Source organism: Elioraea tepida, from assembly GCF_019203965.1.
Classification (GTDB): domain Bacteria; phylum Pseudomonadota; class Alphaproteobacteria; order Acetobacterales; family Acetobacteraceae; genus Elioraea_A; species Elioraea_A tepida.
The window spans coordinates 2,387,563-2,399,748 of record NZ_CP076448.1 but is presented as its reverse complement, the minus strand read 5'-3'; the positions used below and the strand labels follow the sequence as shown (position 1 = coordinate 2,399,748).

General features: G+C 72.2%; 14 protein-coding genes. 7 read left to right on the top strand and 7 right to left on the bottom strand.

What is annotated here, in order from left to right; genetic code table 11:
- Positions 1-455: 455 nt before the first annotated feature.
- Positions 456-1,709, bottom strand: a complete 1,254-nt coding sequence (locus tag KO353_RS11435; protein WP_235691818.1) for an amidase — start codon at positions 1,707-1,709, stop codon at positions 456-458.
- A gap of 91 nt (positions 1,710-1,800) precedes the next feature.
- On the opposite strand from KO353_RS11435, the gene KO353_RS11430 reads away from it, so the two are divergent.
- Both KO353_RS11430 and KO353_RS11425 read left to right on the top strand, forming a co-directional pair.
- A complete protein-coding gene (locus tag KO353_RS11430; protein WP_235691817.1) occupies positions 1,801-2,289 on the top strand; it encodes a hypothetical protein in 489 nt (162 codons plus the stop codon).
- Between the two features lie 27 nt (positions 2,290-2,316).
- Entirely contained in the window at positions 2,317-2,676 is a 360-nt protein-coding gene (locus KO353_RS11425; RefSeq protein WP_218284835.1) for a hypothetical protein, read from the top strand.
- A 150-nt stretch (positions 2,677-2,826) separates the two neighbouring features.
- On the opposite strand, the gene KO353_RS11420 is transcribed toward KO353_RS11425, so the two are convergent.
- The gene (locus KO353_RS11420) at positions 2,827-3,018 is read right to left on the bottom strand and encodes a hypothetical protein (RefSeq protein WP_218284834.1); all 192 of its coding nucleotides are present in this window, start codon (positions 3,016-3,018) and stop codon (positions 2,827-2,829) included.
- Between the two features lie 35 nt (positions 3,019-3,053).
- Between KO353_RS11420 and KO353_RS11415 the strand changes: the two genes are divergently transcribed.
- From KO353_RS11415 to KO353_RS11400, 4 genes are all read left to right on the top strand, one after another.
- Complete coding sequence (locus tag KO353_RS11415; RefSeq protein WP_218284833.1) at positions 3,054-4,634, top strand: MBL fold metallo-hydrolase RNA specificity domain-containing protein; 1,581 nt, start codon at positions 3,054-3,056, stop codon at positions 4,632-4,634.
- A gap of 488 nt (positions 4,635-5,122) precedes the next feature.
- The gene (locus tag KO353_RS11410; RefSeq protein WP_218284832.1) at positions 5,123-5,422 is read left to right on the top strand and encodes a hypothetical protein; all 300 of its coding nucleotides are present in this window, start codon (positions 5,123-5,125) and stop codon (positions 5,420-5,422) included.
- A gap of 93 nt (positions 5,423-5,515) precedes the next feature.
- The gene (locus KO353_RS11405; RefSeq protein ID WP_218284831.1) at positions 5,516-5,866 is read left to right on the top strand and encodes a RidA family protein; all 351 of its coding nucleotides are present in this window, start codon (positions 5,516-5,518) and stop codon (positions 5,864-5,866) included.
- Between the two features lie 308 nt (positions 5,867-6,174).
- On the top strand, positions 6,175-7,104 hold the full coding sequence (locus tag KO353_RS11400) for a CHAP domain-containing protein (protein ID WP_218284830.1): 930 nt from the start codon (positions 6,175-6,177) through the stop codon (positions 7,102-7,104).
- A 14-nt stretch (positions 7,105-7,118) separates the two neighbouring features.
- Here KO353_RS11400 and KO353_RS11395 read toward each other — a convergent pair whose 3' ends face one another.
- Both KO353_RS11395 and KO353_RS11390 read right to left on the bottom strand, forming a co-directional pair.
- A complete protein-coding gene (locus KO353_RS11395; RefSeq protein ID WP_218284829.1) occupies positions 7,119-7,556 on the bottom strand; it encodes a nuclear transport factor 2 family protein in 438 nt (145 codons plus the stop codon).
- 14 nt (positions 7,557-7,570) lie between these two features.
- Complete coding sequence (locus KO353_RS11390; protein ID WP_218284828.1) at positions 7,571-8,647, bottom strand: alcohol dehydrogenase; 1,077 nt, start codon at positions 8,645-8,647, stop codon at positions 7,571-7,573.
- 113 nt (positions 8,648-8,760) lie between these two features.
- On the opposite strand from KO353_RS11390, the gene KO353_RS11385 reads away from it, so the two are divergent.
- Entirely contained in the window at positions 8,761-10,020 is a 1,260-nt protein-coding gene (locus tag KO353_RS11385) for a DUF3422 family protein (RefSeq protein ID WP_218284827.1), read from the top strand.
- Here KO353_RS11385 and KO353_RS11380 read toward each other — a convergent pair whose 3' ends face one another.
- From KO353_RS11380 to KO353_RS11370, 3 genes are read right to left on the bottom strand one after another with little or no spacing between them, the layout of a single operon-like run.
- Complete coding sequence (locus KO353_RS11380) at positions 10,021-11,133, bottom strand: toxic anion resistance protein (RefSeq protein WP_235691816.1); 1,113 nt, start codon at positions 11,131-11,133, stop codon at positions 10,021-10,023.
- On the bottom strand, positions 11,130-11,975 hold the full coding sequence (locus KO353_RS11375; RefSeq protein WP_218284826.1) for a 5-bromo-4-chloroindolyl phosphate hydrolysis family protein: 846 nt from the start codon (positions 11,973-11,975) through the stop codon (positions 11,130-11,132). Before KO353_RS11375 ends, KO353_RS11380 begins: the two co-directional genes overlap by 4 nt.
- A complete protein-coding gene (locus tag KO353_RS11370) occupies positions 11,972-12,145 on the bottom strand; it encodes a hypothetical protein (RefSeq protein ID WP_218284825.1) in 174 nt (57 codons plus the stop codon). Before KO353_RS11370 ends, KO353_RS11375 begins: the two co-directional genes overlap by 4 nt.
- Positions 12,146-12,186: the final 41 nt, after the last annotated feature.

The window sequence follows — 12,186 nt, the reverse complement described above, 5'->3', positions numbered from 1 at the left end:
GAGCCTGCCCGACCAGGGTGACCGTGCCCTCCTCGCCGAGATCGCCCGCCGGCGGCTCGCCGGCGCCGACGCCCGCGCGCTCGAGGCACGGCTCACGCCCTCAGGCTCTGCTCTCCTTGCCCTCGCCACCACCCGCGACCCCGACGCGATCCCGGAGAAGATCAGGGCCCTGCCGCCCGGGATGCAGGAGTCGCTCGAGAGCCTGACGCTCACGCCCGAGCGTCTCGCCGGCTTCTCGCCCTGCGCGATCCTGGTCCACGGCGCGGCAGACCCGATCGTGCCGCCAAGCGAAAGCGCGCGGCTCGCCGCGCTGCTCGGGCCGCGCGCGGTGCTGCACCTCGTCCCTGGTCTCGACCACATCACCCCGCGCGGCTTGGGCCTCTCGGGGCGGCTTGCCCTGCTCGCGGCCGGGGAGGACCTGCTCGCCGCCCGCGACGGCGCCGACCCCTGCCGCCTCAGGCAAGCGCGCTCTGCACCCAGCGCGCCCAGGCGAGCACGGCACGATCCTCGCCCATCCTCCCGACGATCTGGATCCCCAAGGGAAGCCCCTTCGACCCGAAGCCTGCGGGAACGGTCACGCAGGGGACGCGCAGCGCCGTCCAGAGAGCGTTGAACACCGGATCGCCGGTCCAGCCGATCCCCTCGGGCGCCTCGCCGGGGGCCGAGGGTGTCACGAGCACGTCGAGCCCCTCGGTCGCCTCGGGGAAGCCGGCGATGCAGTCCCGCATGATGGCGAGCGCGCGGTCATAGGCCTCGACGGGAAGGGCAAGCGCCGGCTCGAGCCGCTCGCGGAGCTCGGTCGAGACGAGAGGGCGCTGGGTGGTGAGCTCCCAGCCGATCGCGCGGGCGCTCTCGACATTCATGACCACCGGGTGCGCCTCGGCAAGAGCGGCGAAGCGTGCGGGAAGCTCTTGGTCGCGCACGGAGGCGCCCGCACGCGCGAGAGCCGTCGCCGCCCGCTCCATCAGCGCCACCGTCTCGGGAAGCGCCGCCGGCCACGCGGGCGAGCGGCAGAGCCCGATCCTCGGCGCGCGGCCCGGGGAGACATCAGGGGAACCGAGGTCGCGCCCCGAAAGCGTTCCCGCGAACAGCGCCACGTCCGCGACCGAGCGGGCGAGGCAGCCCACCGTGTCGAGGCTGTCGGACATGATCTTCATGCCGATGCGGCTGATCAGGCCGAAGCTCGGCTTGTAGCCGACGATGCCGCAATAGGCGGCGGGGCGGATGATCGAGCCCGCCGTCTGCGTGCCGAAGGCGAGCGGCACCATCCCGTCCGCCACCGCCGCCGCGGAGCCGGAGGACGAGCCGCCGGGCGTATGGGCGAGGTTGGCGGGGTTTCGGGTCGGACCGGGGAAGCGGGTTGCGAACTCGGTGGTGACCGTCTTCCCGGCGACCACCGCGCCGGCCGCGCGCGCCCAGGCAACGGCGGCGGCATCGCCGCGCGGGCGGTTGCCGGCCCAGATCGGGCTGCCGTGCTGGGTCGGATAGTCCTCGGTGTCGATCACGTCCTTGACGCCGATCGGCAGCCCGCCGAGCGGCAGCGATGGGTCGGCCCGGCGGGCGGCGGCGAGCGCCCGCTCCGGCTCGATCCAGGCGAAGGCGCGCACCTCCGCCTCGCGCTCGGCGATCCGCGCAAGGCACGACTCCATCAGCGCGACGGGGGTGAGGCGCCCCGACGCCATCGCCGCCCGTGCCTCCGTCGCGGTCAACCGCCACGCCTCGCCGATGACCTGCTCCCCGATGGTTTCGCTCGCGCGTGCAGTGTGGCGCTCCCTGCCCGGACGGTCCATGCTGGGTGGGATGAAGGACGCGATCCGACTCTCGAGCCATGCCGCGGGCACTCTGCGCTACGAGGTTGCGCTGCCGCCCGAACGGCTTCCGGGCGTGTCCGGGCGCGACCTGATCCAGGCCTGGGAAGCCGCCAGGGAAGCGGCCGCCGCCGAGGCCTGGGGGCAGCCGAGGGCGGTCGCGTTCCGCCGCGCCGACGGGGCCGTCATCGAGGTGCTGATCGCCGATGAGGACGCGCGTTGCTGGGCAGCGGCGGTTGACGGGATGTTGGGCCTGGAGAGCCTCTACGGGATGGCGGTCTGCTTCCGGCTGCTCGCCCTCATCGAGGTGATGGCGACGGCGCCGTGGGCGCGTGGCCTGTTCTCGCTCTCGCGCGAGGGGGCGGAGATCCATCCCACGCTCCTTGCCGCGGCGGCGCGGATTCCCCTTGCGGCGGACGCGCGCTTCGATCATGCCGCGCTCCGGGCCATGGTTGCGGGCGCTCTGCCCGCCGCCACCTGACAGGCGCCCGAGAGCCGAGAGACGACGATGCACCGTGCCGCCTCGCTCCTCCTTCTGCTCCTGATCCTTCCCGCCGCTTGCGCGCCGAGGCAGGACGAGCGCAGCCCGGCCGAGATCGCCTGCGCCCGCGAGGCGGAGCGGGTGATGGCCGAACGAAACCGTGGCCGCGCGCTCTGGACCGACGTGTCGGTCTCCGGAGCGCAGACGATCATGGAGGAGACCGCGTCGATTCCCCGTGTCGATCGCGAGGCCGGAATCGCCGAGCGCGACCGGCTGACGCGCGAATGCCTCCGCCGTGCCGACGAACAGGCGCGGAGCGCGGGCCAGACACAGGGTCAGCCGACGACTCAGGGTTGGTCGCTGCCGCCGGCGTTCCTGCGCTGGTGAGGTCGGCACCGGGCGTCGGTTCGCCTCTTCGGACGCGCCCGCCGCGCCGGCTCGAGGAGGACGGGCCGCGCCGCTGCAGCCCAATCCCTCACGCGCGGCCAAAGGCCACAACGACGCGGCGCGAGCCCCGCCACCCCGCGCGGGGGTGTGTCACCGCAGCCCGAGGCCCAGCGGCGCGAGCAGCCACTCATGGGCGAGCACGACCGCGAGCAGAGCAGCCGCCCACAGCGCTGCCCAGCGCAGCAGAGGGTCGCCTTCGGCAAGCATGCGCCTGAGCCTCGGCCAGAGGATGGCGAGCATCGCTGCCGAAGCCACGAGGCCGAAGACCTGCCACGCCTCCATCGCCTTCTCCTTCCCGACGGCCTAGCCTGCAGCGGATGGACCCCACACTGATCTTCCACGGTGCGGCCGGAACGGTCACGGGAAGCTGCCTCAGGATCACGACCGGCGGGGCCGAGCTCCTGATCGACTGCGGCCTGTTCCAGGGGCCGAAGACGATCAAGGCGCTGAACTGGCGCCCGTTCCCCTTCGAGCCGAGGCGGATCGCCGCCGTCGTTCTCACCCACGCGCACATCGATCATTCGGGCCTGATCCCCCGACTCGCGCGCGAGGGTTTCGCGGGCCCCGTCGTGGCGACGGAGGCGACCGCCGATCTCGCCGCCGTCATGCTGCCCGACAGCGGCTATATCCAGGAGACTGAGGTCGAGCGCCTCAACCGGCGCAACGCCGCCAGAGGCCGCCCGACCGTCGAGCCGATCTACACCCGCGCCGATGCCGAGGCCTGCCTCGCCCTATTCCGGCGTGAGCCGTATCGGCGCTGGGTCGACCTTCCGGGAGGCGTGCGGGCGCGCTTCTGGAACGCCGGCCACCTGCTCGGCTCGGCGTCGGTGGAGCTCCGCCTGCCGCGTGGAGATGGCGGGGCGGCAAGCCTGCTCGTCTCCGGCGACATCGGGCCAGGTGCCAAGGCCTTCCACGACGACCCGGAAAGCCCGAAGGGGCTCGATTGGCTGGTGGTGGAGTCGACCTATGGCGACCGCGAGCGTGACGACCCCGACGCCGAGGGCCGGCGGGCGCTGCTCGCGGCGGAGGTGCGCGCCGCTCTCGACGCCGGCGGCAATCTCGTGATGCCAGCCTTCGCGGTCGAACGCACCCAGGAGCTTCTGCACGACCTCGACGTGCTGATGGAGACGGGCGCCCTCCCCGCCGTTCCTGTGGTGATCGACAGTCCGCTCGCGACCGAGGCGACGGCGACCTTCCGCGCACATCTGAAAGACCTGCCCGAGCACACCGTGCCCCCCGAGAGTTTCCTCGCCGGGCCCAACATCCGCTTCACCCGCTCGGTGGAGGAGAGCAAGCGGCTGAACAAGGTCACGGGCGGGATCATCATCGTCTCGGCCTCCGGCATGGCCGAGGCGGGGCGGATCCGACACCACCTCCTCAACACGCTGTGGCGGCCGCAGGCGACGATCCTGTTCACCGGCTACCAGGCGCCTGGAACGCTCGGGCGGCTGCTCGTGGATGGCGCGAAGGCGGTGACGATCCTCGGCCAGGAGGTTGCCGTGCGGGCGCGCATACGCATGCTCGACTGCTATTCCGGCCATGCCGACCGGCGCGACCTGATCGCCTGGGTGGAGGCGCGCCGGCCGGTGCGCCAGGGGATCTTCCTCGTCCATGGCGAGGACGAGGCGCGCGACTCGCTCGCATCCGCCCTGGCCGGTTTCGGCACCCCCGTCGTTCTTCCCGAACTCGACTCGGCCTACGCCCTGCCGGCACAGGGCCCTGCCCGGCCGAGAGGGGCGGCACCGCGTCTTGCGCCGGAGGCGGCGCATGCGCGGGTGGACTGGCACAACGAGCGCGCCGCTCTCGTGCTCGAGCTTCGCCGTCGCCTCGAGGAGGCCGGGGACGATGCGGCGCGGGCACGGCTTCTCGAGCGCGTGCGCGCCGCCCTCGAGTCTTGAAACCGCGCGGCCGTCACGGCCTTGGCTGAAATCCTGCCGGCAGGGTTGGCTCAAAAAGGCCCGTCGCTCGGGCGGCCTTGACATGTCCTCGGGGTGCCGCGATGGGCAAGCACGCGACGGGCGAGGTCACCGCCGTGCGGCACAACCACGCCCGATCCTGACGTGGCTGACAGGATGAGGAGTCGGCGTCGCATAGGCTGCTGAGACGAGGTGGCCCCTTCTTCGGCCTCGCCGCAGTTGATGCGACACCGGACCATCGACCGGCGTCCGATGGGTCGGGGCGGCCCCGGTGGCGCGGGCGGAGTGCCTCCGTCACCGCCCTGCGCACCGCCAGCCCGGGCCATCGGACAGACAGAGGGATCGGGGCCGCCAAGAGAAAAGGCGCCACGGAGCATGCGCTGGTTTAATGCCCGCACGCCTGGGCCCGATCGCGGGGCCGTGATCCGCCCGCCCTGGCGGCTTGCGGCGGAGCGCGCTAGGACGATCGCATGCCTGGACGTCGTGCCCTGTTCGCCGCCGCTCTTCTGCCACTCGCCGGGCGGGCGGAGGGCTTTACCCTCGTGCCTGCCGATTCCGAGACCGAGGCCCTCGTGAACTCGCGCGCCGCGGCCTGCACGGCAGGGGGCGAACATGAGCGTCTTCGCACAGCGCTTCTCGACGCCCTCGCCCGCGCAGGCGACGAGGAGACGGCGATCGCCGCCGTGCGCGCAGCTCTCGGCACCTGCCCCTGGTGCGGCTGCCGCCTCGCCGCGCTGCCAGAGCGCGATCACCCCGCCGCCTCGTTCTGACCGCGCCTTGCCCCGAGGCGCGCCGGCGCGTATGCGAAGCCGCGCCCCGCAGGGGCGACAGAGCCAGAGGTCGACGGGAGAGGGAAGAGCAGCATGAGCCGGATCGAGCGCGTCAACCCGGGGAAAATCTATTCCGACGCGGTTGAGTTCCACGGCTTCGTGTTCCTGCGCGGCATGACCGCGAAGGACACGACCAAGGACATCAAGGGCCAGACGGCGGACATCCTCGCGCAGATCGACGCCGCCCTCGAGGAGCGGGGAACCGACAAGACGCGGCTTCTCTCGGCCCAGATCTGGCTCTCCGACATCACCCTGCGCGATGCGATGAACGAGGTCTGGTCGGCCTGGGTGCCGCCAGGGCTCGCGCCGGCGCGGGCCTGCGTCGAGTCGAAGCTCGCCGCGCCCGGGATGCTGGTCGAGATCATGGTCGTCGCCTGCAAGTAGCCGGGCCTGGGCGTTCCGGCTCGGGCATCCGGCGGCCCCGCGGCAGGCAGCCTGCGGGGCCGCTTTCGTTACGATCGCATGCCGATCAGCCGAGTCCGGCGACCCTGCCGTAACATCCCGAAACACGACGTTATGGGAATATCGTCCGATCTCGGGCGTTTCTGCACAGGGAGGATGGGGCAAACTTTCGGGCAATACGGTGGCATTGCGAGCGGCGGGTTGTCACCCCGCGACGTGCATGGTCAACGCGTTCGGGTTGCGTCCCGCGCAACCCTGCCTGTCCGTGGTCAGCAAGGAGCACCAAAGCCATGCGCGTCGATCGTTGCGGCCGTCTCCTCGCCGCTTTCGGCCTCGCCTCCCTTCTTGCCGGCCTGCCCGCCCTGGAGGCGGTGGCCAACACAGCCGCAAGCGGCCAGCGCCAGACCGCGCGGCAGGTCCAGCGGACGGTCCAGCCCTCGGGTGGCCTGCAATGCGTCCCCTTCGCGCGGCAGCTCTCGGGCATCGACATCACGGGCAACGCGCACACCTGGTGGCACCAGGCGGAGGGCCGCTACCAGCGCGGTCAGACACCGGAGGTCGGAGCCGTGCTCGTCTTCCGCGCCACCGGCGGCATGCGGCTCGGCCATGTGTCGGTCGTCTCCGGGATCGTCTCGCCGCGCCACATCCTGGTCGATCACGCCAACTGGCAGGGCCCCGGCCTGACGAAGGGGCAGGTCGCCCGGAACGTCTCGGTGATCGACGTCTCGCCCAACAACACCTGGACGCTCGTGCGCGTCGAGATCCACGGGGACCGTGACGGGTTCGGCCGCCACTACCCGACCTTTGGCTTCGTCCTGCCGCGCACCGTCGACGGCTCGCCCCTGCCGCCGCTCGCGCCGATCAGCGCTGCCCGCGCCCGGCTCGACGAGCGCGCCGCGCGCGCCGCCGCCGCCCCGGCACGCTACGAAGGCCGTGCCGCGGCGCTCGCCGACATCGTCGCCGCCGAGTTCGGTGATCTGCCCGCCCAGCAGGCGCAGCCTTCCCCGCTCACAGTGCGCGCCATCGCAACCCTGCAGCCGCGCGTCGGGGGCTCTGCCGAGGTCGTGCGGGCGTCAGCGACGGAGTGGACCGCCCCTGCTGCCTCGCCCGCGCCCGCCTCGGCCGCGGCCGCCTTCCGGGTGGCACAGTTCGCGCCGCGCGAGCCGCTCGTCGATGAGGAGCTCGCGATGTTCGCCGCGCCCGACCGCTCGCTGCGCTGACCGCGCGCAGGCCCTCAGTGGATCCGGTGCGGCAGCGGCGCCCCGTCGTCGCGCGACAGAGGCTCCTCCCCCACCGGCCCGGCATGGTGCAGCACCATCCGCCATGTTCCCTGCTCGAGCCGGAACAGGTTGGTGCACGCAAGCAGCGCCCCGCCCACGCGCTCGTGGCAGACGACCATCGCCGTGTCGCCCAGGATCAGGGCGATCGCATTCTCCACCCGGATATCGGGCGCGTCGGGGTTGCGGAGGATGGCCGACCACGCGGCCATGATGTCGTCGCGATCAAGCAGCGGGTTCCAGCCGGGATGGATGCAGGCCACCGGCCCCTCGCGCGACCACAGCGCCTCCATCGCCTCGACGTCACGGGCGGCGAACGCGTCGTAGAAGGCCTGGTTGGCCGCGAGCACGGCATCCTCGACGAGCGCCGGCAGAGGGGGCGGGCGACGCGCCATGCGACGGGTCGCGCTCAGAACCGGCCGCTGTTCTCGAGCACCACACGGCCGACGATCTGCCCAGCACGCAGGCGCATCAGCACCTCCTGAGCTTGCGCGAGCGGTTCGGTCGTGACCGGGATGGGCTTGAGCCGCCCTGACCGGGCGAGGTCCATCAGAGCGCGCAGCTCCTTCGGGTTGCCGACATGCGAGCCGCGCACCGTCATCGCCCGCAACACGACGAGCGGCAGCGAGAGCGTGATGTCGCCGCCATAAAGGCCGACGATGACGTAGGTTCCCCCCTTGCGGAGAGCCGCCGTTCCCGCCCGCGCGGTGGCGTTGCTGCCGACGAGGTCGATCGCCGCCTGGACGGGGCTGCCCGTCACGGCGAGGATCCTCGCTGCCACCTCCTCGGGCTCGCCCGAGCCGTCCACCGCCTCCGTCGCGCCCTCGGCGAGGGCGGCGGCGCGCTTGGCCTCCGCAAGATCGACCGAGACGATCCGGCGGTGGCCGAGCGCCCGCAGCACGGCGATCGCGGCAAGCCCGAGCCCGCCGGCACCGAACAGAACCACCGTCTCCTCGGGCGGCAGCGGCATCACCTTCATGATCGCCGAATAGACGGTGAGTCCCGAGCAGGCATAGGTGGCGGCAAGCGCCGGATCCACACCATCGACCGGAACGAGATGCCGCGGTTCGGGCGCGATGACGTGCGTGGCATAGCCGCCGTGCCGGTGCACGCCGATCGAGCGCTGCTTCGGACAGTAGTTGTCCTCCTCGGCGAGGCAGGCAGGGCAGGTGCCGCAGCCGACCCAAGGGAAAACGACGTACTGGCCGCCGACCACGACCCCCTTGCCCTCCGCCTCCGGCCCGAGCTTCACCAGCCGGCCGACGATCTCGTGGCCCATCGCGAGCGGCAGCGACACGCCCCGGTCTTTGAGCGACAGGACCTTGCCACCGCCGAGATCGTACTTGCCCTCCCAGAGGTGGAGGTCGCTGTGGCAGACGCCGCAATGCGTCACCTCGAGCAGGACCTCCTTGCCCTTGGGCTCAGGGGTGGGCAGCTCGATCTCCTGAAGCGGCTGGTTGTTCTCAACGAGCGCGTAGGCGCGCATTGTTCCCCCTACGTTGCAGCGTCGGACCGTTTCCGCCCGCGATGGAAGGCCGGCTGCGGGTGATTGGTCAAGCGCGCTTCCGTCGCACGCGGCCTGCGTGGCAGTCTGCGCGCATGCAGGACCATCCGCTCCGCGCCATCCTGAACGACGAGCTGCACGCACGCCCGCATCTGCGCATCGTGCCGCCGGCGGCGATCAGCCATGTCGTGCTGCTCGCCGAGGAAGGCGGGGCCGAGGCCGACCGGCAGGCCTTCGCCGCCTTCTGCCGCGCCCATGGCGCCGCCGAGCCCAAGCCCGGCGCGCGCAACCATATCGCCCCCGTCGCCGGGCGGATCGTACGGTGGGAGCGGCATGGCGAGTTCCAGGCCTTCTCCGTTCTCGCCGATGCCGACGCCGAGCTCCCGCCCGACGACGCCTGGTCGGCCATCCACCCTGAGGCGCAGGCCTTCCTCGACGGGCTGACGGGGCTCAGGCTCGCCGCGATGCACCTCAGGATCCTGCCCGGCTCCGCTCTCGTGCCGCCGGCCGGCGCCTTCCGGGGCGAGGTGGTGGGTGGCGGGCTCGGCGGCGGCGAGGCCCAAGGGTTCACCGATTTCCGCATGGCCGAGGACGGGTTCGTGCGCATGGTGCTCTATGCCAACGCGCTCACGCCGGGGCGGCTTGGGCGGATGGCGCAGCGCCTGCTCGAGATCGAGCACTACCGGATGGCCGCTCTGCTCGGCCTGCCGCTCGCGCGCGAGGCGACGCCGAAGCTCGCCGAACTCGAGAAGCGTCTCGATTCGATCGTCGCGAAGACCGCGACCCAAGGGGCGGAGGACCGGGCGCTTCTCGATGAGCTCACGAGGCTCGCGGCCGAGGCCGAGGCACTCGCCGCGACCAGCCGGTTCCGCTTCGCCGCGACTGAGGCGTACGGCGCTCTGGTCTTGGCGCGGATCGCCGAGTTGAACGAGCAGCGGCTCGAAAGCGTGCAGCGGATGAGCGTGTTCCTCGACCGGCGCTTCACCCCGGCCCTGCGCACCTGTGCGGCGGTGGCGCGGCGCAAGCGGGCGCTGAACGACGGCATCGCCCGCGCGGGCGGGATGCTGCGCACCCGCGTCGAGGTCGGGCTTGAAGCCCAGAATAGCGCGCTTCTCGCGGCGATGGACAAGCGCGCCGCGACGCAGCTCCGCCTCTCCCAGGCGGTCGAGGGCTTCTCGACCTTCGCGATCGCCTACTACCTCGTGAGCCTCGTCAAGATCGCGGTCGACGGGCTGCCGGCGCTCGGCCTGCCCGAGGGGCCGCGCTGGGTGTCGCTGATCGCCGTCCCCGCCGTCGCCGCCGCGATCTGGATCACTCTCCGCCGGCTCCGCCGCAGCCTCTCGGGCGGAGCCTAATCACGGCTGCGCGGGCGGCGCGGTGCGGGCCTTCGCCGCGGCGAGGCTCTGCTTCAGCTCCGCTTCGAGGCTGAGCAGAGTCGCTTCGGCCTCGGCCCGGCGCTTCCGCCCCTCGTCGGCGATCCGGAGCGTGTCCTCGATCGTGCCGACGAGCTGCTCGTTGGCGCGCTTGACCGCCTCGATGTCGAACACTCCGCGCTCGACCTGGGCGCGTATCTCAGCGTTCGACTGGCGCAACGCATCCGCGTTGGCGGTGAGAAGCTGGTTGGTGAGGTCGGTCGCCGCCTTCAGGTCGCCCCCCGCCTCGCGCGCCCGCGCGATCGTGACGGCAAGCGTGAGCTGCTGTTTCCACAGCGGAACGGTGTTGACGATGGTCGAGGTGATCTTGGAGACGAGCGCCTTGTCGTTCTCCTGCACCACCCGGATCGCGGGCAGGGCCTGCATCGCCACCTGGCGGGTGAGCTTGAGGTCGTGCACGCGACGCTCGAGCTCGTCGCGGCGCGCTCTGAGGTCGCGCAGGGCCTGGGCGGCGAGCATATCCCCCGTCGCCGCCTCGCGCTCCTTGGCAGGGATCGTCTCTGAGTCGAGAAGCGCGAGCGCACGCTCGCCGGCGGCGATGTGGTCGGCGAGGTCGTGGAACCATTCGAGCGTCGTCGCGTAGAGGCGGTCGAGGAGCTCGACGTCACGCATCAAGGCGGTCTTGTGGTCCTCGAGCTTGACGATGCTGGTCTCGATCTGGCTTTGAACCTCTTGATAGCGCTGCAGCACCTTCGCCACCGGCTTGGCGCGGCCGAGCAGCCGGTCGATGAGGCTCCTCTCCCCGCCCACCGCGCCGACCTCGAAGCCGCGCAAGGTGGCCACCATCTCGTTCAGCGGCGCGGCGGCCGCGCCGAGGTCCTTGTTGCGCACGCCGCGGAGCATCTCGTCGGCAACAGAGGTGACTCGCGCCTGGGCAGCGGCGCCGAACTCGAGGATGGCGCGGCTGTCACCTTCGGCAACGGCGGCGGCAAGGGCAGCGATCCGCTGCTCGCGCTCGGGCGTCATCTCGCCCGCCGCGGCGGCGGCAATCGCCTGAGGCGTGGTGGCCTCGGTGGTCCGTGTCGTGTCGGTCATCGTGGCACCCTCTCCTCGGTCATGCCTTCCTCGCGCAGCCGCTGCTGCAAGACCGCGATGTCGACATCGAGAGCGCGGATGTCACTCTCCTTGAGCGTGGCGAGGTGCCGGCCGAAGCCGCGCTCGAGATCGGCGAGCAGGCTGCGGAAATTCTCCTCAAGCGCCGGCGCATCGAGTCCGCGATGGGTCTCGACATAGCGTTGCGCGACCGTCTCCGCGCCCTTGAGATAGACGGCGAGGAAGCGGCGCGAGCGGCGCAGATCCTCCGGGTCCTGTTCCGCTTCCGCGACGATTCGGCTGGCCAAGGCGGCGATCCGCCTGATGGCTTCCGCGAACTCGCGCTGCGGCACCGCCCGGGCGGCCGCCTCGAGCGCGGCGATCCGCCCCCTGGCTTCGGCGATGACGGCGGCGTCGCCCTCGAGCGGCTTTGCTGGCTCGGGCGCCGGTGCCGGCCGCGGATCGGGGCCGTAGAGCAGGCGTATCCCGGCGGCGGCCCCGATGCCGAACAGGAGCGCAACGATCGGAGCGTGGTCGGCGGCGAGCCAGGCGGCCAGCCCGGTGCCGGCGCCCACAAGTGCGGCAAGGCGCAGGCGGAACGCGCCCGGCGCCGCCTGCCCCTCGGCCTCGGCGGCGAAGCCGCGCCGAGCGAGGATGGTGCCGCCGATGATCAGCGCCCAGGCACCCCCCGCCCCGCCGAGCAGTTCGAGATCGCCCGCGGCAAGGCCGGACACGGCAACAAGGAGCAGCGGCGCCGACAGAAGGAACAGGGCCCAGCCACGCTGGCCGTGGCGGAACCGCCGAAGCCGCTCCCAGACGTCCTCGCGCGGGGAGAGGCCGGTCACGAGACCACCTCGAGGAAGGCCTGGCAGGAGGCGACGCCGAGGGTCGCGGCGAGCAGTGAGGCGCCGGCGAGACGGTTGAGGAGCGGCGGCGAAGGCGGAGGAAGGGGAGCGAGCTGCGCCTCGCGCGCACCGGGCCCACCCGGCGCGGAGGCGGGCGCAGTGGGCCGCACCGGCGCGTGCCGCGGCCACCACGGAGAGGGCTTTGGCGTCG

Coding starts and splice junctions, on each gene's coding strand:
- KO353_RS11415 (WP_218284833.1), top strand. CDS start 3,054: ATGGACCCCACACTGATCTTCCACGGTGCGGCCGGAACGGTCACGGGA.
- KO353_RS11385 (WP_218284827.1), top strand. CDS start 8,761: ATGCAGGACCATCCGCTCCGCGCCATCCTGAACGACGAGCTGCACGCA.
- KO353_RS11430 (WP_235691817.1), top strand. CDS start 1,801: ATGAAGGACGCGATCCGACTCTCGAGCCATGCCGCGGGCACTCTGCGC.
- KO353_RS11390 (WP_218284828.1), bottom strand. CDS start 8,647: ATGCGCGCCTACGCGCTCGTTGAGAACAACCAGCCGCTTCAGGAGATC.
- KO353_RS11410 (WP_218284832.1), top strand. CDS start 5,123: ATGCCTGGACGTCGTGCCCTGTTCGCCGCCGCTCTTCTGCCACTCGCC.
- KO353_RS11395 (WP_218284829.1), bottom strand. CDS start 7,556: ATGGCGCGTCGCCCGCCCCCTCTGCCGGCGCTCGTCGAGGATGCCGTG.
- KO353_RS11420 (WP_218284834.1), bottom strand. CDS start 3,018: ATGGAGGCGTGGCAGGTCTTCGGCCTCGTGGCTTCGGCAGCGATGCTC.
- KO353_RS11400 (WP_218284830.1), top strand. CDS start 6,175: ATGCGCGTCGATCGTTGCGGCCGTCTCCTCGCCGCTTTCGGCCTCGCC.
- KO353_RS11425 (WP_218284835.1), top strand. CDS start 2,317: ATGCACCGTGCCGCCTCGCTCCTCCTTCTGCTCCTGATCCTTCCCGCC.
- KO353_RS11405 (WP_218284831.1), top strand. CDS start 5,516: ATGAGCCGGATCGAGCGCGTCAACCCGGGGAAAATCTATTCCGACGCG.
- KO353_RS11380 (WP_235691816.1), bottom strand. CDS start 11,133: ATGACCGACACGACACGGACCACCGAGGCCACCACGCCTCAGGCGATT.